Annotated in this window: 19 protein-coding genes; 5 read left to right on the top strand and 14 right to left on the bottom strand. The window is 34.4% G+C overall.

The genetic code is table 11. The features are described 5' to 3' along the window. Nucleotides 1-23: 23 nt before the first annotated feature. The 6 genes from rodA to ACN0TY_RS00420 form a co-directional block, all read right to left on the bottom strand. A complete protein-coding gene (gene rodA, locus ACN0TY_RS00445; RefSeq protein WP_417442944.1) occupies nt 24-1,304 on the bottom strand; it encodes a rod shape-determining protein RodA in 1,281 nt (426 codons plus the stop codon). Further along, nucleotides 1,305-3,212, bottom strand: coding sequence for a penicillin-binding protein 2 (gene mrdA / locus ACN0TY_RS00440; RefSeq protein WP_236959402.1), 1,908 nt, complete (start codon nt 3,210-3,212; stop codon nt 1,305-1,307). Nucleotides 3,213-3,710: 498 nt separating this feature from the next. Beyond that, the gene (gene mreC, locus ACN0TY_RS00435; protein WP_417442943.1) at nt 3,711-4,532 is read right to left on the bottom strand and encodes a rod shape-determining protein MreC; all 822 of its coding nucleotides are present in this window, start codon (nt 4,530-4,532) and stop codon (nt 3,711-3,713) included. Between the two features lie 9 nt (nt 4,533-4,541). After that, nucleotides 4,542-5,570, bottom strand: coding sequence for a rod shape-determining protein (locus ACN0TY_RS00430; protein ID WP_236959399.1), 1,029 nt, complete (start codon nt 5,568-5,570; stop codon nt 4,542-4,544). Nucleotides 5,571-5,722: 152 nt separating this feature from the next. Next, complete coding sequence (purH, locus tag ACN0TY_RS00425; protein WP_417442942.1) at nt 5,723-7,255, bottom strand: bifunctional phosphoribosylaminoimidazolecarboxamide formyltransferase/IMP cyclohydrolase; 1,533 nt, start codon at nt 7,253-7,255, stop codon at nt 5,723-5,725. Nucleotides 7,256-7,429: 174 nt separating this feature from the next. After that, nucleotides 7,430-7,885: a GAF domain-containing protein gene (locus ACN0TY_RS00420; protein WP_236959397.1), complete on the bottom strand. Its 456-nt coding sequence runs from the start codon at nt 7,883-7,885 to the stop codon at nt 7,430-7,432. Between the two features lie 164 nt (nt 7,886-8,049). Here ACN0TY_RS00420 and ACN0TY_RS00415 point away from each other — a divergent pair, with 164 nt between their 5' ends. Then, complete coding sequence (locus ACN0TY_RS00415) at nt 8,050-8,265, top strand: hypothetical protein (protein ID WP_236959396.1); 216 nt, start codon at nt 8,050-8,052, stop codon at nt 8,263-8,265. Nucleotides 8,266-8,347: 82 nt separating this feature from the next. Here ACN0TY_RS00415 and ACN0TY_RS00410 read toward each other — a convergent pair whose 3' ends face one another. From ACN0TY_RS00410 to miaB, 8 genes are all read right to left on the bottom strand, one after another. After that, nucleotides 8,348-9,220 carry a pirin family protein gene (locus ACN0TY_RS00410; protein ID WP_417442941.1) on the bottom strand — a complete coding sequence of 291 codons (873 nt, stop codon included), beginning with the start codon at nt 9,218-9,220 and terminating at the stop codon, nt 8,348-8,350. Nucleotides 9,221-9,333: 113 nt separating this feature from the next. Further along, nucleotides 9,334-10,965: a chaperonin GroEL gene (groL, locus tag ACN0TY_RS00405; RefSeq protein ID WP_417442940.1), complete on the bottom strand. Its 1,632-nt coding sequence runs from the start codon at nt 10,963-10,965 to the stop codon at nt 9,334-9,336. Between the two features lie 65 nt (nt 10,966-11,030). Further along, nucleotides 11,031-11,309 (bottom strand): co-chaperone GroES, encoded by a 279-nt coding sequence (locus tag ACN0TY_RS00400; protein WP_236959393.1) that lies wholly within the window; start codon nt 11,307-11,309, stop codon nt 11,031-11,033. A 272-nt stretch (nt 11,310-11,581) separates the two neighbouring features. Then, nucleotides 11,582-11,926 (bottom strand): preprotein translocase subunit SecG, encoded by a 345-nt coding sequence (gene secG / locus ACN0TY_RS00395; protein WP_236959392.1) that lies wholly within the window; start codon nt 11,924-11,926, stop codon nt 11,582-11,584. Nucleotides 11,927-11,933: 7 nt separating this feature from the next. Continuing rightward, nucleotides 11,934-12,857, bottom strand: a complete 924-nt coding sequence (locus ACN0TY_RS00390) for a hypothetical protein (RefSeq protein ID WP_417442939.1) — start codon at nt 12,855-12,857, stop codon at nt 11,934-11,936. A 3-nt stretch (nt 12,858-12,860) separates the two neighbouring features. Next, nucleotides 12,861-13,352 (bottom strand): LptE family protein, encoded by a 492-nt coding sequence (locus ACN0TY_RS00385; RefSeq protein WP_236959390.1) that lies wholly within the window; start codon nt 13,350-13,352, stop codon nt 12,861-12,863. Between the two features lie 39 nt (nt 13,353-13,391). Beyond that, nucleotides 13,392-14,663: a sigma-54 interaction domain-containing protein gene (locus tag ACN0TY_RS00380; protein ID WP_417442938.1), complete on the bottom strand. Its 1,272-nt coding sequence runs from the start codon at nt 14,661-14,663 to the stop codon at nt 13,392-13,394. Nucleotides 14,664-14,692: 29 nt separating this feature from the next. Beyond that, nucleotides 14,693-16,135 carry a tRNA (N6-isopentenyl adenosine(37)-C2)-methylthiotransferase MiaB gene (gene miaB / locus ACN0TY_RS00375; RefSeq protein ID WP_417442937.1) on the bottom strand — a complete coding sequence of 481 codons (1,443 nt, stop codon included), beginning with the start codon at nt 16,133-16,135 and terminating at the stop codon, nt 14,693-14,695. Between the two features lie 533 nt (nt 16,136-16,668). Between miaB and ACN0TY_RS00370 the strand changes: the two genes are divergently transcribed. The 4 genes from ACN0TY_RS00370 to gldK all read left to right on the top strand — a co-directional run bounded on the left by ACN0TY_RS00370 (nt 16,669) and on the right by gldK (nt 22,755). Next, on the top strand, nt 16,669-17,436 hold the full coding sequence (locus tag ACN0TY_RS00370) for a hypothetical protein (protein WP_417442936.1): 768 nt from the start codon (nt 16,669-16,671) through the stop codon (nt 17,434-17,436). A gap of 139 nt (nt 17,437-17,575) precedes the next feature. Continuing rightward, nucleotides 17,576-20,092: a type I DNA topoisomerase gene (gene topA / locus ACN0TY_RS00365; RefSeq protein WP_417442935.1), complete on the top strand. Its 2,517-nt coding sequence runs from the start codon at nt 17,576-17,578 to the stop codon at nt 20,090-20,092. A 2-nt stretch (nt 20,093-20,094) separates the two neighbouring features. After that, nucleotides 20,095-21,252, top strand: a complete 1,158-nt coding sequence (locus tag ACN0TY_RS00360) for a formimidoylglutamase (RefSeq protein ID WP_417442934.1) — start codon at nt 20,095-20,097, stop codon at nt 21,250-21,252. A gap of 147 nt (nt 21,253-21,399) precedes the next feature. After that, nucleotides 21,400-22,755 carry a gliding motility lipoprotein GldK gene (gene gldK, locus ACN0TY_RS00355; RefSeq protein ID WP_236959384.1) on the top strand — a complete coding sequence of 452 codons (1,356 nt, stop codon included), beginning with the start codon at nt 21,400-21,402 and terminating at the stop codon, nt 22,753-22,755. Nucleotides 22,756-22,768 lie beyond the last annotated feature (13 nt).

Raw genomic sequence — 22,768 nt, 5'->3', positions numbered from 1 at the left:
ATTTTCACTGTATCTTTTTGTTATTACATCCACTCGTTAATTCTATTAGCATCGAGTTTTAAGAAGATAAATAATAGCACTGTAAATCCTAATAAACCAGAGCCACCATAGCTAAAAAAGGGGAGTGGTATACCTACTGTAGGAAGTAAACCTATTACCATCCCAATATTAATTGCAAAGTGTAAAAAAATGATTGCGGCTACAGAATAGCCATAAACCCTACTAAAAGTAGACTTTTGTCTTTCAGCTAGAAATAGGAGTCTTAAAATCAATAAAGAGAATAGAATAACTACTAACGATGTTCCTACAAACCCCCATTCTTCTCCAACGGTACTAAAAATATAATCTGTATGTTGTTCAGGAACAAAATTCCCCTTTGTTCTTGTGCCCTCTAAAAAACCTTTCCCCATGAGTCCACCAGAACCAATTGCAGATTCAGATTGATGCGTGTTGTAGCCTATTGTTCTTCTTATCTGTTCCAGTTTCACTGGGTCGTCTTCTAATCGCAACCATAAACTAAAACGGTCTCTATGGCGTTGTTCAAATACATTATTGTAAATAAAGTCTACAGAATAGGAGAATACCATAGAAATGATTAAAACAATGAGTAGCTGGATACCTGATATTTTTTTCTTCTTCGTTTTAAAGAAATAATATATTAAACCTAAGAGTAAAGTACAGCCTAAACCAACCCATATAGTTCCAAAAAGTAAAGTGAATACAAATAATAAAACTGTAAAAAAGCCAACAAAGAGATACATAGGATGCAGCCCCTCTCTGTACAAAACAAAAAAGAACGCCACATATACTAAAGCACTCCCTGGGTCTGGCTGAGGAATTATGAGCAATGCAGGGAGAAATATGATTATAAAGGCTTTTAAAAGGTCTTTAGGGTTCTGAATATCTGTTTGAATGTCGCTTAAAAATTTTGCTAATGCAAGCGCAGTTGCAGCTTTAGCAAACTCAGATGGTTGTAATGTCATCCCTCCAATAGAATACCATGATGTTGCTCCATTTACATTTTTCCCAAACACATATAAACCAGCTAGAGATAGCAGTGATATAAGGTATATTAGACTAGAAAAACGTTCATAGAATTTGGCTTCTATCGAAAGAATTAGAATGATGAGTATACAACTTACAATAATATATATCATTTGCTTTCCGTAGAAAGTGTCTGTGTTTATGATACCTTCTAGTCCACCGTCATAAGATGCAGAGTATATATTAAGCCAACCGATAAAAACTAAAATAGCGTAAAGAAGAATACTAATCCAATCTACTTTTTTTAAGAAATCGTTCATTTAAGGTACTGGTTTTTCAGTTTCAGGCCATTTAATAAATACTTTTCCATCATTGATTGTAAATGATTTTCCGCTGATAGGTTTTGCATATTCATCTTCTAGACTACCCTCTAATAAATAATCTTCCATATCTGTTCTAGTGATTTCTCCTTTGATATATTTTTCAATCATCAAACTAGCAATCTTACCAGCCCATCTACTTCCCCAGTATCCGTTTTCAACAAATACAGCAATAGCAATTTTTGGGTCTTCTACAGGAGCAAATGCTACAAAGATAGAGTGGTCAGTAAGCTGAACTCTTTTTCCTTCTATTTTGGCGAAATTCTCTGCTGTTCCAGTTTTTCCTGCAATGTTAATCTCAGGAATCTGAAGCCATTTTGCAGTTCCGTTTGTATATACAGACGCCATTCCACTTACTACAGGTTCGAAGTTTTTTGCATCAATAGTGGTTTGATGTTTCTCTACAAATTTATGTGGAACAGAGTCATTTTCGATTTTTTTAATAATATGAGGCGTGTAATAATAACCTCTATTAGCAATGGTAGCAGTTAGATTTGCTAATTGTATCGGCGTTGTTAATACTTCCCCTTGTCCAATTGCATTAGAGAGTGTGTTGGTAGCAAACCAGCGTCTTTCACCATAGACTTTATTGTAGTAATCTGCATCTGGAATTTTACCAGATTTTCCCGTAGGTAAATCATAGCCTAGATAATCACCTAAACCGAAACTTTCCACATGCTTCTCCCAAGTATTCATTCCTTCAGCAGAAGTTGGGTATTTTTCTATTATACGTCTGTAGGTATTTGCAAAATAGGCATTACAAGACTCTTGAATCCCTCTTTTCAAGTCATTTCTGGTTCCGGAGACGCAATGGCATCCCATAAAAGAATTTCTCCCGTAGCGATAACCGTGGTAACAAGTAAACGTAGTACTTGGATCTATAACTCCCTCTTGAAGTCCGATTAGGGCATTTATAGTTTTAAAAGGCGACCCAGGAGGATACATAGCATTTAGTCCTCTGTCGTAAAGTGGTTTTGCAATAGAGTCATAATAAAGTCTTGTGTAATTCTTTGATCTTTTTCTTCCAACTAAAAGCTCAGGGTCGTAGGTGGGAGCAGACACTAAAGAAAGTATTTCTCCAGTTTTAGGGTCTATAGCTACAATACCACCTCTTTTATGAATCATTAACTCTTCTCCATATTTTTGAAGGTCATTATCAATCGTTAGGTGAATATCTTTACCCGGTACCGGAAGCGTATCAAATATTCCATCTTTATAAGGCCCAATAACACGATTAAATCTGTCTTTTTGAATGAATTTAACCCCTTTTTGACCACGTAGCGTTTCTTCATATTCTTTTTCTACTCCTTGACGACCAATTAACTCTCCAGACTGATAATATTTATATTTTTTAAGATCTCTTTCGTTTACTTCACTAATATAACCCAGTAGATTAGCTCCTACATTTGTCATGTAATGTCTTAATGATCTCTTTTGAATATAAAACCCTTCATACTTACGCATTTTCTCTTGAAGAATGGCATACTCTTTTTTAGATAGTTGTGAGACAAATACCGATGGTAATCTTGGAGAATAAACTTTTGCTTTATGGTATTTCTTTTCAAAATCTTCCTTAGAGATATTCAAAAGATTACAAAACTCCAAAGTGTCTAATTTTTTTACATCTTTAGGAATAACCATCACATCGTATGATGGTTGGTTGGCAACCATTAGTTTTCCATTCCTGTCATAAATATGCCCACGTTCTGGATAATCGTAAACGGCTTTAATTGCAGCATCGTTTAGTGGGTTTTTATTACTATTGTCTAATAATTGCAAATAAGATAGCCTCCCTATGTAAACGATAGCGATGATAACAATTATTGATGATAAAAGTAATTTTTTCATGTACTCTTCTTACTAAACAGTGAGATAAAAATTAAACACAAAATTAGCGTGAATATTGCGGAAAACAGTGTTTTTTTTAGAATTAACAAAATATGTGCAAAACTAAAAATCTCTAGGCTGAATAGAATGAAGTGATGTGTTAAAATTAAGATAATGAGGTAATTAATTCTTTGTCCGAAATAAGTCTTTTCAATTTTAATGTTGTGATAATCATAGCTAACACCGAAAATAGAGCGCATCATTAATGGTATAAAATAAGCTGTAGTGACACATGCAGCTGCATGAACACCGCCACTATCACTAAACATATCTATTGTGAGTCCTATTAAAAATGAACAAAAAATAAATAAAATCCTATTGTCTTTATCAAAAGGAAAAAGAATTAAAAAAAGGATATAAATATATGGATTAATATATCCTAAGAAATTGATATTATTAAAGATGGTAACTTGTAGGAGTACCAATATAATAAAGCGGAGTATTAACACTAAAGCTGTCTTATTCATCGATGCTATTTTCTAGGGTTAATATCTCTTCCTTATTTAAATTCTCAATGATATAGACATGATCTAAAGTTGTCATGTCATTAAAAAGCTCTACATCAATTAAGTAGTAGTTTTTTGAAGCATCTAATGATAAGTTTTTTATAGTTCCTACTGGAATTCCTTTTGGAAAAATGCTAGACATCCCTCCAGTAATTATGGTATCTCCTTTTTTTATTTCAGCAGATCTTAATATATCTACTAATTGTACCGTATTATGATTGTTTCCGTTCCATTTTAGGGAACCAAAATTATTGGTGCTTTTAATAGATGCGTTTATTTCTGAAAGTGAATTTAACACCGATTGTACGTTTGCAAACTTATTAGAAGTGTTTTCTATAATCCCAACAATACCTCTCGATGTAATAACACCCATATCTTGCTTAATACTATCACTGCTTCCTTTGTTTATAAGGAGGTAATTTCTTTTTTTAGTAAAGCTGTTTTTTATAATTGAAGCGCTGTATAAGTTATAATCAGTAAGAAGAGAGTCCTTACTCTGAGTAGTGTCTATAGCTGCTTCTGGAATGTTAAGAAGTGTTTTGCGTAGGCGCAAATTCTCCTCTACTAGTTGTTCGTTATATTTTTTAAGATGGAAATAATCTGATATATTATTGGAGCCATTGTACACCTTTCCAGATACCCAATTCGCTGAATTTATAAACTTAGCTTTTTGATAAGTATGTGATTGAAAAGTAAGAAAAAGCGAAAAGCAAAAAAGCAATAAAAAGGTAATAAAGGTTTTATTCCTTATTAAAAAATTGACTATTTGTTGCATTCACTAATTCTATTTTATCAAGATTGGTTTATACTTTTCTAAGTTTTTCAACGCAATTCCAGTTCCTCTTACTACGGCTCTTAATGGGTCTTCAGCAATATAAACAGGAAGATCTGTTTTTTGTGAAATACGTTTATCAAGTCCACGAAGCATAGATCCACCTCCTGCTAAATAGATTCCAGTATTGTAAATATCTGCTGCCAATTCTGGCGGAGTCTGCGATAATGTTTCCATTACAGCATCTTCAATTCTTAAAATTGATTTATCTAAAGCCTTTGCTATCTCACGGTATGAGATCTGAACTTGCTTCGGCTTTCCAGTTAATAAATCACGTCCTTGAACACTCATCTCCTCTGGTGGAATCTCAAGATCTTCCGTAGCAGCTCCAATAGCAATTTTTATATTTTCAGCAGTAGTTTCTCCAACATATAAGTTGTGCTGCGTACGCATATAATATATTATGTCGTTCGTAAAAACATCTCCCGCAATTTTAACGGACTTATCACAAACAATCCCTCCAAGAGCAATGACTGCAATTTCGGTAGTTCCACCACCTATATCTACAATCATGTTCCCTTTTGGTTGCATAATATCTAAACCGATACCAATTGCAGCAGCCATAGGTTCGTGAATTAAGTAAACTTCTTTACCATTAACACGTTCCGCAGATTCTTTTACCGCTCGCATTTCTACTTCTGTGATCCCAGAAGGAATACAGATAACCATTCTTAATGTAGGCTGAAAAAAACGTTTTTTTAATGCAGGAATTCCTTTAATGAACATATTGATCATTTTTTCGGAAGCATCAAAATCGGCTATAACCCCATCTTTTAAAGGCCTAATTGTTTTAATGTTTTCATGGGTTTTACCTTGCATCATGCTGGCTTCCTTACCAACTGCAATTATTTTGCCAGTAACTCTATCTCTGGCTACAATAGAAGGGCTATCCACAACAACCTTGTCATTATGAATTATCAGCGTGTTCGCTGTTCCTAAATCTATAGCAATCTCTTCGGTTAAGAAGTCAAAAAATCCCATGAATTATTCTAATATTAATCTGGTTATTCCCACATTGTGTGGGTAAAAATCTCGAAGTTTACACTTGAGAACTTATTGTTTGTTATTATTTATTCCCTCTTAATGTAACCCAAGAGGGAATAAATAAATTATAATCTTTCAAATGTAATAAATTAATGTTTAAAATGGCGTGTTCCAGTGAATACCATCGCTACATTATTTTCATTACAATAATCGATACTTAACTTGTCTTTTATCGAACCTCCTGGTTGAATTACTGCTGTAATTCCAGCTTTATCTGCAATCTCAACACAGTCTGGGAACGGGAAAAAGGCATCGCTCGCCATTGCTGCTCCTTTTAGGTCGAAATTAAAAGACTGTGCCTTTTCAATCGCCTGTCTTAAAGCATCCACTCTACTTGTTTGCCCTGTACCGCTAGCGCAAAGTTGTTTGTTCTTTGCGAAAACAATAGTATTAGACTTTGTATGTTTACATATCTTAGATGCGAACATTAAGTCTTCTAACTCATTTTCTGTAGGTTTATTGTTAGTTTCATAAGAAAGATCTTCAATAACATCTGTTTTAAGGTCTTTTTCTTGAACTAAAACTCCATTTAAACTCGAGCGAACTGTTGTTTTAGGAAGTTCAATATCTTTCTGAACTAAAATAATTCTATTTTTCTTTCCTTTAAGAATCTCTAATGCTTCATCAGAATAAGAAGGAGCAATTACTACTTCACAGAATAAAGAATGAATTTCATTAGCTGTATCGGTATCAATTTCTTTATTTGAAATTAAAACACCACCAAATGCAGAAACAGGATCTCCTGCTAATGCATCAACATAAGCTTCTTTTATAGTTTTTCTAGTTGCAACTCCACAAGCATTATTATGTTTAAGAATTGCAAAAGTAGGATCGTCATTTTTAAACTCACCAATTAAATTTACCGCTGCATCTACATCTAGTAAATTATTATATGAAAGTTCTTTTCCGTGAAGTTTATCGAACATCTCATCTAAGTTTCCGTAGAAATACCCTTTCTGATGAGGGTTTTCTCCGTAGCGTAAAGTCTTTCCTTTAGACTCACTTACTTTGAAAGCCTCTAATTCTTCTGTTTGATTGAAGTAATTAAAAATAGCGCTATCATAATGAGAAGAAACGTTAAAAGCTTTAGCGGCAAAACGTTTTCTGTTGGCAAGAGAAGTTTCTCCATTTTGAGTTGAGATAACCTCCAAAAACTCTGTATAATCTTCCATGGAAGAAACACAAATTACATCTTTGAAGTTTTTCGCAGCAGCTCTAATTAAAGAAATTCCACCTATGTCTATCTTTTCAATAATATCTTGTTCACTAGCTCCGCTAGCAACAGTTTTTTCGAAAGGATATAAATCTACAATAACAATGTCTAGTTGTGGGATTTCGAACTTTTCTAACTCAGCAACATCACCTTCATGATCTTGTCTGTTTAGAATTCCTCCAAAAACTTTAGGGTGTAATGTTTTTACACGTCCTCCTAATATAGAAGGGTAGCTAGTTACATCTTCTACAGGGATTACGTTGATACCAAGATCTTTAATGAAACTTTCAGTTCCTCCAGTAGAATAGATGGTTACACCTAATTCGTCTAATTTTTTTACGATGGGTTCTAATCCGTCTTTGCTAAAAACAGAAATTAATGCCGATTTAGCTTGCTTTAGATTGCTCATTATTATTGTGTTATTTAGGTTTGCAAAAGTAATTTATTTGCATTAAAAAGTTGCCTTGTAAATAAGAAAAATATTCTTTTAATGAAATATCCAAACGAGAATCCCTTATTTGGTTATTAAATTAATAGTTATGAACTAACTCATTTATTTCTGATAGCGGAGATATGGATAAAATTAGAGTATACTAGCTACTTTTTCATTTACAAACTCTAAAAACTCTTCATCTTCCTTAGAAAAAGGATCTGCTGTATGAGAATCAATATCAATCTGACCAATGTTTTCTCCGTTTACAAATAGAGGAATTACAATTTCTGCTTTCACAAAAATACTGCATGCTATGTAATTGTCTTGTGCCTTTACGTCTGGTACAACAAAATTTGCATTCGATACCGCAACTTGTCCGCAAATACCTTTGCCAAAAGGAATTATTGTGTGGTCTGTAGGTTCACCTGCATAAGCATCTAATTTCAGTTCTTCTTTGTCACCATTTTTAAAATAGAATCCTACCCAATCGTAGTACGCTATGTTTTCTTGCAAAAGCTCACAGACTTTTGTTAGTCTAGCATTAACAGATAAATCTTTATTGGTAATTATGTTGTTAACTTCAGGTTTTAAAGCATCAAATGTCATCTCGTAATATTTTTTACAAAAGTATGGTAAAGTTCAATTCATATAAAACTTGAAGGCTTAAAAAATGCAATCTAAATTCAGTAACCATTACTTTTTTTAACAAGAAAATTTTTACTTTAGATATTAATTCTTACATTGTAGTTATAACTAAAAAAAATAAACCAATGAAAAAGATAATTTTAAGTGCATCTATGCTATTGGTTATAGCTGGTGCTTTTGTTTCTTGTAAAGAGACTACGAAAGAAAAAGAAGTAATTGTTAAAGAAGCTCCTGCAGCAGAGGAAGAAGATAAAGGAGTTTTAGAACGTGTTGGAGAGGAAGTAGATACTGAAGTTAATGAAGAGATAGACGAAACTATCGAAAAAATTGGAGATGAGTAATCTGAATACCTTTGTTTAAAAAGCAATGATATTAAGAGCCTGTAAGCAATATAAAATTCTTACAGGCTTTTTTTATTTGTCTTTATGTTGGCATTTCTATGTAGCTATCATCATTATTAACTTTTGGGAATTCTTTATTTGCCCAGCGTTGTTTTGCTTTTTCAATTGTTTCTCTTTCTGAAGCCACAAAATTCCAAAAAATATATCTTTCTTCAGGGAATGCTTCTCCACCAAACAAGAGCAGATGTGTTTCTTTTGAAACAGTTATTTTACATGTGTCTTCTGTTTTAGAAACAATCATGTTACCAGCTTCTATTTTTTCATCGCAAGCGTTGATGCTTCCTTTTACAACGCAAATTCCTATTTCTCCTTTTAATTGATCTATAATCTGTAGGTCGGTGCTATTGCTAGTTTTTATTTCAATCATAAAAAGTGGGGAATGAACTGGGACAGGTGATTTTTCACCAAATCCTTCCCCAGCGATGAGGGTAAATTTAGCTCCATCTTTTTCCCACTTTGGCAAGTCCTTTTTCTCTATATGATGAAATTCTGGATGCATTTTTTCTAATTCTTTTGGGAGGGCAACCCAAATTTGAAAACCATGCATTTTAGAATCTTGGGTGTTTTTTAAGTGGTCTGGCGTATGTTCGGTATGTGTAGCTCCTTTTCCAGCTGTCATCCAATTTACAGCACCAGGCGATATTATTTGGTCGCTTCCGATGCTATCACGATGTCTTATTTCGCCTTCAAATAAATAAGTAAGCGTAGAAAGTCCTATGTGTGGATGCTGCCCGATATTTACATAATTATCTGCATTGATAGTTGCTGGACCCATATGGTCTATAAAAATAAAGGGGCCAACCATTCTCTTTTTTCTGAAGGGTAATAGTCTACCCACTAAAAAGTCGCCGATATCTCGCGCTCGTTCTTCTATAATTAATCCTTTGTTGGACATAAATAACAGTTTTTATAAAGATAAGAATACTGCATAAAAAAACCGCGTTGAAATTTTCAACGCGGTTTTTATAGTATTTAAGTGTCCTTCTTTTGTAGACGCTAAGGTGATTATTACATCATCCCTGGCATACCACCACCTCCCATTGGAGGCATAGCAGGAGCATCTTCTTTAATATCTGTTAAAGAGCATTCAGTAGTTAAAATCATACCAGAAACAGAAGCTGCATTTTCTAATGCAATTCTAGTTACTTTAGTAGGATCGATAATACCAGCTTTTAACATCTGTACATATTCTCCTGTTTTAGCATTGTATCCAAAGTCTCCTTTTCCTTCGTAAACTTTAGCAACAACTACAGAACCTTCGTTTCCTGCATTTTCAACAATTGTTCTAAGCGGTGCTTCTACAGCACGTGTTACAATCTGGATTCCAGTTTCTTCATCATCATTGTCAGCTTTTACATTGCTTAATACTGCTTTCGCTCTAAGTAAAGCAACACCACCACCGGCAACAATACCTTCTTCTACAGCAGCTCTTGTTGCGTGTAAAGCATCGTCAACACGATCTTTCTTTTCTTTCATTTCAACTTCAGAAGCAGCACCAACATATAGTACAGCAACACCTCCAGCTAATTTAGCTAAACGCTCTTGAAGTTTTTCTTTATCGTAATCAGATGTAGTAACGTCTATCTGTGCTTTAATCTGGTTAACTCTAGCTTTGATAGTATCTGCATCTCCAGCTCCATTAACAACTGTAGTGTTGTCTTTGTCTATAGTTACTGTTTCCGCAGAACCAAGCATATCTAAAGAAGCATTTTCTAATGAGAATCCTCTTTCTTCAGAAATAACAGTACCACCAGTTAAGATAGCGATGTCTTCTAACATTGCTTTACGTCTATCTCCAAATCCTGGAGCTTTAACAGCAGCAATTTTAAGTCCTCCTCTTAATTTGTTTACTACTAAAGTAGCAAGCGCTTGTCCGTCTACATCTTCAGCAATAATTAAAAGAGGTCTTCCTGATTGAGCAACTGGCTCTAAAATTGGAAGAATCTCTTGAAGGTTAGAAATCTTTTTGTCAAATAAAAGGATGTAAGGATTGTCTAAATCAGCAATCATTCTATCTGTATCAGTAACGAAGTAAGGAGAAAGGTATCCTCTATCAAACTGCATTCCTTCAACAACATCTACATAAGTATCTGTTCCTTTAGCTTCTTCAACAGTAATAACACCTTCTTTACCAACTTTGCTAAATGCTTGTGCAATTAAATCTCCAATTGTATCGTCATTGTTAGCAGAAATAGCAGCAACTTGCTTGATCATGTCAGAAGAATCTCCAACTGCTTGTGCTTGTTTTTTAAGATCTGCAACGATTGCTTCTACAGCTTTATCGATACCTCTTTTAAGGTCCATTGGGTTTGCTCCAGCAGTAACGTTTTTAAGTCCTTCTTTAACAATTGCTTGTGCAAGAACGGTAGCAGTAGTGGTACCGTCTCCAGCTAAATCGTTGGTTTTAGAAGCGACTTCTTTTACCATTTGCGCTCCCATATTCTCTAGCGCATCTTCTAATTCGATTTCTTTTGCTACAGAAACACCATCTTTAGTTACTTGTGGTGCTCCGAAAGATTTATTGATAATTACATTACGCCCTTTAGGACCTAAAGTAACTTTTACTGCATTTGCTAAAGCATCAACTCCACGTTTTAATCCGTCACGAGCTTGAATGTCAAATTTTATATCTTTTGCCATTTTTTATTTTTTAGAACAAGTTAAACTTGTTGTTAGAATTTAATTTTAAAGTGTTGTGGTTGTAATTAAACAATTGCCAAAATATCGCTTTCGCGCATCATAAGGTAATCGTTACCTTCTAATTTTAATTCTGTACCAGCATATTTACCATATAATACAGAATCACCAATCTTAACAGTTACTTTTTCATCTTTAGTTCCAGGACCAACAGCTACAACAGTACCTTTTTGAGGCTTCTCTTTAGCGTTATCTGGAATGATAATCCCTGAAGCAGTTTTAGTTTCCGCGGCAAGTGGTTCGATAAGAACTCTATCTGCAAGTGGTTTAATGTTTAACTTCGACATATCTTTAATATTTGATTAATTAATTTAAAATTTTCTTCCTTTAAGTAGGCAGAAATTGTGCCATTGAAATTAAACTGACAATTTTACGCTATAAATAAGTTTTAAGAGTAAAAGGCTACCATTTTCGTCAGAGAATTCATATTGTGTGTCTTCTTTTTGTGACTAAGGGAAATGTAGGAGCTGGAATAGCTTGTGTAGTGGGAAAGTTTATTAAATAAAAAATGCCAGCTTAATGACAAGCTGGCATTTTTTATAAATATTGTATGGAAGTATTATTCTTGTTCTGTACTGTCTGTAGCAGGAGTTTCTGCTGCAGGCATAGTTGTATTTGGTGTAGAATTAACTTCTCTGTTCTCTAGTAATTTAGACCCAGAAGAGTCGTTAGACATCAATGTGATGTTAGAAAGTAAAATTAAAGCGACTAAAACAGTTGCTAGAATCCAGGTACTTTTATCAAGAAAATCTCCTGTTTTTTTAACTCCTCCTACGATTTGACTTCCGCCACCACCAAACGAAGAAGATAATCCGCCTCCTTTAGGGTTTTGTACCATAATCACTAAAACTAATAAAAAGGCTACTATTATAATTAGTACCAAAAATATTGAAAACGTACTCATTTGTATATCAATTAATGTCTTTTAATTTCTTTATTGCGTTAATTTGGTCTGCAAAGAAACCACTTTTTTCTGGATATTTCAAACTTAAAATTTTATATGCTTGAATTGCCTTTTTATACTTCTTTTGTTCCAAGTAAACCCTAGCCAAAGTTTCGGTCATAAGTTCACTTTTTTCAGGGGTATTTTCCTTTGCGAGATTGGCTTTGTTAACGGCGTCTGTTACAGGTGGAATCTTAGGATTTTTCTCTAAAAATCGATCAATTAGTTTAAGTTTTCCTTCAATAGAAGATTTTTTTTCTTTTCTTTCTTCTGAAGGTTTAGCTTCAGGAATTTCTTTTTCTTCGTTTCTTTTGATGGGTTCTAACGTAGATGAAAGTTGCATCCACTCCATAAAAGAATGTGTCTCTTTTCTGCTGAAGGCTAACGGCTTGCCAATTTCTAAAGAATTCTCTTCTTTAGTATTCTTTTCTGAAGGTTCAGTTTCAGGAATTTCTTTTTCTTCTATTTCTTTAGGGTCTTGCTCTTCTTTTGGAGAGAAAAGCTCAGGATCCATAACTGCATTTGCATTTACATCATTAAAATCAAAAGAGGTTTTTTGATCTCGAATTATAATTTCTTCTGCTTCCACAGGAATAGCAAATAATGTCTCGTTAGCAGTTTGCTGCATTATTTTTTCTGCTACCTCGTGTTGGTTAAACTCATCAGAAGTTATATACTCGAATAAGATAGAACGATCTGTAGTGTAAGCAGCAGTCTGCTTAAGCGTTTCATTATATTTAAAGCTCTCTTGGTTTTTTAAAGCTTTTAGATAGATAGCTTTTGCCGCTTGAAAATAAGGATACTCATCGACAATCTTTTTTAGAGAATCGACATGCTCCTGAGTTATTTTTTCAGGTTTCTGTAATAAATAAGAAAAATCAGAAACGTTCATTTATTACCAGTTTGCCAGAGTTTCATTAAAAATATCTTGTGTGATACGCTCAAATATTTCGTCATGTGCTGCTTGCTTAACAGTTACAAGTTGCGTTGCTGCTGGGTAATCATAGAAAAAAGAGAATCTCTTTTCGAAATCATCTTCAGGATCGTCATTGTTATAAAAACGAACATTTACAGCGATTGTTAATCGGTTTTGAGCAGCTGTTTGGTCTGCAGTAGCCGACATTGGAGATACTCGGTATTCTACAATTTCTCCTTCATATAAAAGGTCTCCATTTCTACTTACTAATTGTAAGTTGGTTTGATTTAATATTAAATCCTGTAAGGCGTTGGTAAATGTAAAGTCCAATCCAGACTCTACAATTGGAGCTTGATTTTGGAAAAAATTCACTTGGAAACTTTCCGCAGTTGTGTTAACTCCAGTAAAAGAATAAGGTCCGCAGCCTTGCATGGTTATGACTGCTATGAATAGTATAAAAAATTTCTTCATTATTAAAATTGTGTAAGGTTCAAAAGAACAAAAAATATATTACAAATCGTATTGTTTTATCTTTCTATATAATGTTCTTTCTGATATTCCGAGTTCTGTTGCTGCGGCTTTTCTTTTTCCTTTATTACGCTCCAGCGATTTTTTTATAAGCTCTAGCTCTTTATCTTGAAGCGAAAGTGTTTCTTCTTCTTCGATTTCTTCAGCAAAATGATATTTATCTTCTATTGTTGGAGCGTGAGGTAAATTCTTTTGGTGTTCTATTTGAAGAATTTCCATAGCATCTTCTTCATCAGCGTGTTCAAAATCTATATCATCTTCTTCGCTTCCGTAGATTTTATTAATGAGCGTTTTATTTTCTTTCTGAACTTTCTCTCCATTTCCGCCGTCTTTCATTAACTCCATAGTGAGTTTTTTCAAATCATTTAAATCTCCCTTCATATCAAAAAGGATTTTATAAAGGATTTCTCGTTCACTACTAAAGTCGCTTTCTGACTTCTGACTCTTAATAACGGCCGGGAGATTACTTCCGGCATCTGGTAAATATCCCTTTAGCGTATCGTAATCTATAGTTCTGTTTTTCTCTAGAACGGAAACTTGCTCTGCTATATTTCTTAGCTGACGTACATTTCCAGACCAACGGTATTTATTTAAAAGTTGTATTGCGGGATCTTCTAAACGAATAGTTGGCATTTTATATTTCTGAGCAAAATCGGATGCGAATTTTCTAAATAATAAATGGATGTCGTCTTTACGTTCTCGTAATGGAGGAAGGTGTATTTCTACAGTGCTTAAACGATAATAAAGATCTTCACGGAATTTTTCTTTTTCAATCGCTTCAAACATATTCACGTTTGTTGCGGCAACAATACGAACATCCGTTTTCTGTACTTTTGAAGATCCTACCTTTAAAAATTCTCCATTTTCTAAAACTCTTAATAATCGTACTTGTGTGGTAAGTGGTAATTCTCCAACTTCATCTAAAAAAATAGTTCCGCCATTTGCCTCTTCAAAATAACCGCTTCTAGTTTGTGAAGCTCCTGTAAAAGCCCCTTTCTCATGCCCAAACAATTCAGAATCTATAGTCCCTTCAGGAATAGCACCGCAGTTAACAGCAATATATTTACCATGCTTTCTATGAGATAGCGAATGGATTATTTTAGGAAGTGCTTCTTTCCCTACACCACTTTCTCCTGTAATTAATACAGAAATATCGGTAGGAGCCACTTGAATAGCTTTTTCTATGGCGCGATTAAGCTTTAGGTCGTTACCAATAATACCAAAACGTTGTTTTATAGCTTGAACACTTTCCATTTATATTTTGTTTATTTAGGTAGGTAATGTTAGTTATTATCAGAATATCCTACAGCTTCTCCTATTAGAGTAGCAGTAGTACAATCGTTGATCTTAACATTTACAAATTCTCCTATTTTATAATTTTCTTTAGGGAAAACCACTACTGTGTTCTGAGTGTTACGTCCCATCCAGTGGGCATCAGATTTCTTGGAGCTCCCTTCTATAAGTACTTCTTCAATTTTATTTAGATGTGCTTTTGTTCTAAAAGCGCTACTTTTTTGCTGAAGATTAATAATCTCTGTAAGTCTTTCTTTCTTCACCTCTTCAGGAACATCATCTTCTAGTTTTCTTTCTGCAAGCGTTCCAGGGCGTTCAGAATAAGTAAACATATAACCGAAGTCGTATTTTACATACTCCATTAAGTCCAAGGTGTCTTTATGGTCTTCTTCAGTTTCTGTTGGGAAACCAATAATCATGTCTTGAGATATAGAACATTCTGGTAGGATTTCACGAATGTTATCAATAAGCTCAAAATATTCTTCACGTGTGTGAAGACGATTCATCGCTTTTAGGATTCTGTTACTTCCGCTTTGTACAGGTAAATGCACATGTTTACAAATGTTCTTATGTTTTGCCATCGTTCTTATTACATCCAACGTCATGTCTTGTGGATTGGAAGTAGAAAAACGAATTCTCATTTTTGGGAATCTCAGCGCAGCAAGGTCTAGTAAGTCTGAAAAAGTAACAGCGGTAGCCTTTTGCATTTCACTAGCTTTCTCAAAATCTTTCTTTAGTCCGCCGCCATACCATAAATAGCTGTCTACATTTTGTCCTAAAAGTGTAATCTCTTTATACCCACGATTCCAAAGGTTCTCTATTTCGTTTAAAATAGATTCAGGCTCCCGGCTACGTTCTCTTCCGCGGGTAAATGGAACTACGCAAAAAGTACACATATTATCACATCCACGTGTAATAGAAACATACGCACTTACACCATTTGTATTAAGACGTACGGGAGAGATATCTCCATACGTTTCATCTTTAGAAAGAATAACGTTCATGGCATCTCTACCTTCGTTTATTTCTTCAAGAAGATTAGGAAGATCTTTATAGGCATCTGGCCCAACAACCATGTCTACAATCTCTTCTTCTAAAAATTTATCTTTTAAACGTTCAGCCATACAGCCAAGAACGCCTACTTTCATTTTAGGATTGATGCGTTTTACGGCATTGTATTTTTCAAGACGCTTTCTTACAGTTTGCTCGGCTTTGTCTCTAATAGAACAAGTGTTTACCAAAACTAAATCTGCATCTTCAAGTTCTTGTGTAGTATTAAAACCTTCTTTAGCTAAAATAGAGGCTACAATTTCGCTATCAGAAAAATTCATCTGGCAACCATAGCTTTCTATATAGAGCTTTCGGGAGTTACTTTTGTTAGGGTCTAAAACTAAAGTATTTCCTTGTTTATTTTCGTCAATAATCTTCTCCATCGGGTCCTTAAAAATCAATTTGACTGCAAAGATAAGATTAAATATGGCATAGTGACAAATTGTCAGCGCAAATTTAACGCAACTTTTTCAATATAATCGAATCCTGTAAGTGATAGCCATAATACCAAAGCAATGGAAGCTGTAACACCATCCTTAATTCTGTTATTGTTTTGTATCGTGTTATGTTATGATGATGACGATTATGAGGTTGTAAAAGTAGCTTCAGTGATAACGATGGGAAAACAGACTTTAAGGTTCCCCTCAAATGCTTCTCCCTTTGCGGTGATTTATCAGTAGAAGAAATTTATTTTTAAATAATATTAACTTTGATGAAATACCAAAGAGGGAGTGCATATTGCCTGCTCTTATAATATTAAATGTTTATTTTATTTGATTGATGGGTTTGTAGTTCAGCTAGATTAAAATTAGGTTAAAAGTGATTTTTAGAGACTATTTTCCGAAATATTTAATTTCTCGTAGGAAAATAAATATTAGTTTTGGGGATAATTAAAACAATCATGTAAAAAAATCTAATGGACTACAACAACATCTTGTCAAAAATAGAACAAAATAAACCTCTTGACTTCGGGAATATTTTTGGGGAATCTATAGAGTTATTTAAAAAAACATGGGGGCAAGGAGTGCTTTTATTGCTTTTCTCCTTTATACTAATAATTCCCGCGGTACTTTTACTTTACGTTCCATTTGTTGGTGGTTTTGTTGCAGGAGCATATGATCCAGAAACATCGTCAGAAGTATCTCCTGTAATAATGTTTCTTTTTGTATTGATGTTTTTGCCAGTAATGATGATAATTCAAACAATAAGTTTAGGTTTGATGGCTGGGTTTTATAAGGTCGTGAAAAGTAAAGATTCTGACATCGAATCAGAAAATAATGGTCTTTTGTTCTTTTTTAAGAAAGAATATTTAGGAAAACTTTTTAAATTATCATTCTTCAGTATTGTGATAACAATATTAGCGGCGCTTCTATGTTTTTTTCCTTTATTATATGTGTCCGTTCCATTGGCTTTTATTCCTTTAATATTTGCTTTTAATTCTGAATTGACTGCTAAAGAAATTTTAAGGCTTAGTTTTAAATTAGGAAACAGCAAGTGGTTATTAAGCTTCGGTTTGATACTCGTAGCAGGTATTCTTGCAGAAATGGTTGGTATGTTACTTTGTGGAATTGGAATTTTATTTACAATGTCGTTTGTTTATTTACCAGCATATTTCATTTATAAAAAAGTTGTAGGTTTTGATGACGAAAGTGAGATTTCTCAGATAGGAACTTCGCAGTTTTAAGCTGAAGTAAATTATGTGATAATTCTGTGTAAAATCTTCAATATTATCTTCATTTTAAGGATTAATTAGTGTCTTTAAAAGGTGTGATGTATTGGAAATTAAAAAATCTGTATACTTTTGTACACATAAAAATTGGCTTATGGCAAAGAATTTGGTTATTGTTGAGTCTCCTGCGAAAGCGAAAACTATCGAGAAATTTTTAGGAAAAGATTTTAAGGTAGCTTCTAGTTTTGGGCATATAGCAGACCTTCCTTCAAAAGAATTAGGAGTAGATGTAGAAAAGGATTTTAAACCTAAATACATTGTTTCTTCTGATAAAAAAACGGTTGTTAAGAAATTAAAAGATCTTGTAAAATCAGCAGAAACAGTTTGGTTAGCGAGTGATGAAGACCGAGAAGGAGAGGCGATTGCTTGGCACTTGGCAGAAGAACTTAAACTGGAAGCAGGTAAAACAAAACGTATTGTTTTTAACTCCATTACCAAAAGTGCTGTACAAAAAGCGATAGATAACCCGCGAAGCATTGATTATAATTTGGTGAATGCGCAGCAGGCAAGAAGGGTATTAGATAGATTGGTAGGTTATGAGCTTTCTCCAGTTTTATGGAAAAAGATTAGAACAGGGCTTTCTGCAGGGAGAGTTCAATCGGTTTCTGTACGTCTTATTGTGGAGCGAGAAAGAGAGATTAAAGAATTTACTCCAGAAGCTTCATTTAAAATTGTTGCCGAATTTAAGAATGAAGAAGGTAAGAGCTTTAAGGCTAAAATAAATAAAAGCTTTAAATCGAAATCAGCAGCAAAAACTTTTCTTGATAAAAATGTATCAGCCAATTTTAAGATTTCTGATTTAGATACAAAGCCAGCTAAGAAAACACCAGCAGCTCCATTTACAACATCCACTTTACAGCAGGAAGCAGCTAGAAAGCTGTACTTTTCTGTAGGGAAAACGATGAATATGGCGCAGCGTTTGTATGAAGCTGGACTTATTACTTATATGAGAACAGATAGTGTAAACTTATCTTCTGAAGCTGTAGAAGCTGCTAAAGATGAGATTATAAAGTCTTATGGTAAGGAATTTAGCAAGCCAAGAAAATATACTGGGAAATCAAAAGGAGCTCAAGAGGCTCACGAAGCAATTCGCCCAACAGATATGACACGTCACCGTGTTCAAATAGAACGTGATCAAGCGCGATTGTATGAATTGATCTGGAAAAGAACATTGGCTTCTCAAATGAGTGATGCTCAGTTAGAACGTACAAATGTAAAGATAGAAGCAGACAAGCATGATGAGTTGTTTACTGCAAATGGAGAGGTATTGAAATTTGAAGGATTTTTAAAAGTATATTTAGAAGGAACAGATGATGAAGACGAAGAGCAAGCAGGAATGTTGCCAGCTCTAAAAGTTGGAGAGACTGTTTATGATAATTATATTTCTGCTACGGAACGTTTTACAAGACCTCCATACAGATATACAGAGGCTTCTTTGGTTAAGAAGTTAGAAGAGTTGGGTATTGGACGTCCGTCTACTTATGCGCCTACAATTTCTACCATTCAAAATAGAGGTTATGTAGAACGAGGAACAATTGAAGGAGTGGAGCGTGCTTATGTTCAGTTTGTTTTAGAAAATAATAATATTAAAGAAGAGAAGCTTACAGAGAATGTAGGTTCTGATAAAGGAAAATTAGTTCCTACGGATATCGGAATGATTGTAAATGATTTCCTAGTGAATCATTTCTCAGGAATTCTAGATTACAACTTTACTGCTAAAGTAGAGCAGAGTTTCGATGATATTGCCTCAGGAGAAGAAGATTGGACAAAGATGATTTCGTCTTTCTATAAAGATTTTCATCCGAAGGTAAAAGATGTAGAAGAGAATGCAGATAGAGAAAGTGGAGAGCGTGTTTTAGGAAAAGATCCAGATAGCGGAAGGCAGTTGAGTGTTCGTTTAGGGCGTTTCGGTCCGATGGCACAAATAGGAACGGCGGAAGAGGAAGAGAAACCAAAGTTTGCTAGTTTACTTCCAGATCAGTCTATCGATACAATAACGTTCGATCAAGCTTTAGATTTATTTAAACTACCGCGTCATATAGGAACTTATGAGGGGGAAGATGTTGAGGTTAATGTAGGTCGTTTTGGTCCTTATGTTCGTTTTGGTAAGAGTTTTGTTTCTTTAGATAAAGGAGAAGATGTTTTTGAGGTAGATATGGATCGTGCAACGGAGCTAATTCTTCAGAAGAAAAAAGCAGATGCACCTATAGCTTCTTATAAAGATATTGATGTAACAAAAGGAGTTGGACGTTTTGGACCATTTATTAAATGGGACGGAATGTTTATCAATGTGAATAAAAAATATGATTTCGATAATTTATCGCAAGCAGATATAGAAGAGCTTATTGAAGATAAATTAAGAAAAGAGAGAGAAAAAGTTATTCATAATTGGGAAGAAGAGGGAATTCGTGTAGAAAAAGCTAGATGGGGACGCTCAAATATTATCAAAGGAAAAACAAAGATTGAGCTTTCTAAAGATATAGATGCTACTAAATTAACCTTAGAAGAGGTTAAAGATCTTATTGAGAAAAAGACTCCTAAGAAAAAAACAGCTAAGAAGAAAGCACCTGCTAAAAAGAAAGCAACAACTAAAGCTAAAACTAAGAAGTAAGCATGAATGTTGATTTTTTAGCGCCTGTTAAAAGTTTAGTATTGGCGCATAATGAATTACTCCCTAAGCATTCTTTAGGGAGATCAATACGTATCCATACAGAAAAGGGGGATGTTCCAGGTTTAGAAAATGCCCAGATTGCAATTATTGGGGTTAATGAGATTCGTAGTGAAATCACCGATTATAATGGGGCGATAGATATTCAGGCCATAAGATTGGAGCTTTATAAACTTTTTTCTGGGAATTGGCATAGCGGAATTGTAGATCTAGGTGATATTGAGCATGGAAATACATTAAAAGATACTTATTATGCCCTTTCTGAAGTTACCGCAGATCTTCTTAAAAAAAATATCATTCCTTTAGTTATTGGTGGAAGTCAAGATCTAACATATGCTATGTATCGTGCCTACGATCAGTTGGAGCAAATGGTGAATTTAACTTCTATAGATAGCAAATTTGATTTTAGTAGTTCTGATGAGTTAATTGCATCTAATGCGTATATGAGTAAGGTTATTATGGAGCAGCCAAATAATCTTTTTAATTTCTCAATTGTAGGCTATCAGACTTATTTTAATGCTCAGGAGGAGATAGATTTAATGGAGAAGCTCTTTTTTGATGCTTATAGATTAGGGGAGATTATAAATGATGTAACTGTTGTAGAACCTGTTTTTAGAGATACCGATTTAGTAAGTCTAGATTTGACCTCTGTAAAAGCAGCGGAACTTGGTTATGCTGCAAACACTTCTCCTAATGGATTTGATGGAAGAGAGATTTGTGCAATAGCAAGATATGCAGGAATTAGTGATAAAGTGACCGCTTTTGGACTGTTTAATACAGGTGAAACATTGCAAAGTGCACAATTATCTGCACAAATTTTATGGTATTTTATAGAAGGTTTTAACTATAGAAAAAAAGACTACCCGTATATAACAAATATTAACTACAATAAGTATATCGTGCCATTGGAGGATATGGATATCTGTTTTTTTGAGAGTAATATCTCAGGAAGATGGTGGATTGAAGTACCTCAAATAGAAAATTTGAATAATAAATTCAAAAGACACACGTTATTACCTTGCACACATAATGAATATCTTGAAGCTAGCAATGGCGTAGTGCCAGAAAGATGGTGGAAAGCGTATAAGAAAATGTTGATTTAACGAGTATAGAAATAACACGATATTTAAAATTGACTGTACTTTATAGTCGTTTGACAACAAAAATTAAGAGTTTATTGTTTTTTTGAATTTTATTAAATAGGTTTACCATCTTAAATCTAAGAATGTAATTTAACCTCAATTATGTATATGAAAAAGCTATTTCTATTAGCATCTGTTACATTATTATTAACCAGCTGTGGTTCTAATGACAGAGGAGAATTAGTTGGCGTGAGCGGCGAAAAATGGCATCCCGAAAAGCCCTACGGAATGTCACTTGTGCCCGGAGGAGCTTTCATAATGGGAAGGTCTGAAGAAGACATGGCCGATGTTCTCAATGCCCCAACTAAGACCGTAACAGTGCGTTCATTTTATATGGACGAAACTGAGATTACAAACAGCGAATACCGCCAGTTTGTAGAATGGGTGAAAGATTCAATTGTTCGCACGAAATTAGCTATCCTTGCCGATGAATTAGGTGAAATTCCAGGAAGTGGAGGGATTGGAGAGTTTGCGTTTAAAGACGCGGATACTACCGACCTTACCGAGTATGAAAAGTACATGCTTTTTAATTATGCTGGAATGGGAGAAACAGGTTTCGAAGGAAGAAAACTGAATAAAGATATGGACCTTATTTGGGATGTATCTGAATACCCAGATGAATACTACACAGAAGTTATGGATACCATGTATATTCCAATTGAGGAATCATATAATGGTCAACGTACGATTGATGTAACTAAATTAAAGTTTCAGTACGATTGGATGGATATCCAAGCGGCAGCTAGAGCAAAATCAGGTGGAAGTCGTAAAGACTTTATCAAACATGAAGAGGTTTTAGTATATCCAGATACTACGGTATGGATAAAAGACTTTAGTTATTCTTATAACGAGCCAATGCATAACGACTACTTTTGGAGTGAAGCTTATAGCGATTATCCTGTAGTTGGTGTGTCTTGGAAACAAGCGAAAGCTTTTTGTGCTTGGAGAACAAAGTACAAAAATGATTTTCAGAAGCAAAAAAATCAACAATTTGTAAATCAGTTTAGATTACCTACTGAAGCGGAGTGGGAATATGCTGCCAGAGGAGGAATCGAGTCTGGAACATATCCTTGGGGTGGTCCTTATATTTTAAATGATAGAGGTTGCTTTATGGCAAACTTTAAGCCTTTAAGAGGGGATTACGCTGCAGATCAAGCGCTTTATACTGTAGAGGCAAAGTCATACGATCCTAATGACTATAACCTTTATAATATGGCAGGTAATGTTTCTGAATGGACAAATTCATCATACGACCCCAATTCGTACGAGTACGTTTCTACAATGAACCCAAACACTTATGATGGCGAAAACAAACGTAAGGTTATAAGAGGTGGTTCTTGGAAAGACGTGGCTTACTTTTTACAGGTAAGTACTAGAGATTATGAGTATCAAGATTCTGCAAGAAGTTATATCGGCTTCAGAACAGTTCAAGATTACATGGGTACAGAAACTACCCAAAATTAAGCTTTAAACCAAA

The sequence above is a fragment of the Joostella sp. genome (assembly GCF_048266025.1).
Classification (GTDB): Bacteria; Bacteroidota; Bacteroidia; order Flavobacteriales; family Flavobacteriaceae; genus Galbibacter; species Galbibacter atrarenae.
The sequence above is the reverse complement of the archived record's forward strand: the minus strand, read 5'-3'. Positions and strand labels throughout refer to the sequence as shown.

Excerpts from the sequence above, each read along its gene's own strand:
- ACN0TY_RS00385 (WP_236959390.1), bottom strand. The coding sequence starts at position 13,352 with ATGAAGAAATTTTTTATACTATTCATAGCAGTCATAACCATGCAAGGC.
- secG (WP_236959392.1), bottom strand. The coding sequence starts at position 11,926 with ATGAGTACGTTTTCAATATTTTTGGTACTAATTATAATAGTAGCCTTT.
- ACN0TY_RS00380 (WP_417442938.1), bottom strand. The coding sequence starts at position 14,663 with ATGGAAAGTGTTCAAGCTATAAAACAACGTTTTGGTATTATTGGTAAC.
- gldK (WP_236959384.1), top strand. The coding sequence starts at position 21,400 with ATGAAAAAGCTATTTCTATTAGCATCTGTTACATTATTATTAACCAGC.
- ACN0TY_RS00410 (WP_417442941.1), bottom strand. The coding sequence starts at position 9,220 with ATGTCCAACAAAGGATTAATTATAGAAGAACGAGCGCGAGATATCGGC.
- ACN0TY_RS00420 (WP_236959397.1), bottom strand. The coding sequence starts at position 7,885 with ATGACATTTGATGCTTTAAAACCTGAAGTTAACAACATAATTACCAAT.
- ACN0TY_RS00360 (WP_417442934.1), top strand. The coding sequence starts at position 20,095 with ATGAATGTTGATTTTTTAGCGCCTGTTAAAAGTTTAGTATTGGCGCAT.
- ACN0TY_RS00430 (WP_236959399.1), bottom strand. The coding sequence starts at position 5,570 with ATGGGATTTTTTGACTTCTTAACCGAAGAGATTGCTATAGATTTAGGA.
- ACN0TY_RS00400 (WP_236959393.1), bottom strand. The coding sequence starts at position 11,309 with ATGTCGAAGTTAAACATTAAACCACTTGCAGATAGAGTTCTTATCGAA.
- topA (WP_417442935.1), top strand. The coding sequence starts at position 17,576 with ATGGCAAAGAATTTGGTTATTGTTGAGTCTCCTGCGAAAGCGAAAACT.
- purH (WP_417442942.1), bottom strand. The coding sequence starts at position 7,255 with ATGAGCAATCTAAAGCAAGCTAAATCGGCATTAATTTCTGTTTTTAGC.
- rodA (WP_417442944.1), bottom strand. The coding sequence starts at position 1,304 with ATGAACGATTTCTTAAAAAAAGTAGATTGGATTAGTATTCTTCTTTAC.
- ACN0TY_RS00415 (WP_236959396.1), top strand. The coding sequence starts at position 8,050 with ATGAAAAAGATAATTTTAAGTGCATCTATGCTATTGGTTATAGCTGGT.
- miaB (WP_417442937.1), bottom strand. The coding sequence starts at position 16,135 with ATGGAGAAGATTATTGACGAAAATAAACAAGGAAATACTTTAGTTTTA.
- ACN0TY_RS00390 (WP_417442939.1), bottom strand. The coding sequence starts at position 12,857 with ATGAACGTTTCTGATTTTTCTTATTTATTACAGAAACCTGAAAAAATA.
- ACN0TY_RS00370 (WP_417442936.1), top strand. The coding sequence starts at position 16,669 with ATGGACTACAACAACATCTTGTCAAAAATAGAACAAAATAAACCTCTT.
- groL (WP_417442940.1), bottom strand. The coding sequence starts at position 10,965 with ATGGCAAAAGATATAAAATTTGACATTCAAGCTCGTGACGGATTAAAA.
- mrdA (WP_236959402.1), bottom strand. The coding sequence starts at position 3,212 with ATGAAAAAATTACTTTTATCATCAATAATTGTTATCATCGCTATCGTT.
- mreC (WP_417442943.1), bottom strand. The coding sequence starts at position 4,532 with ATGCAACAAATAGTCAATTTTTTAATAAGGAATAAAACCTTTATTACC.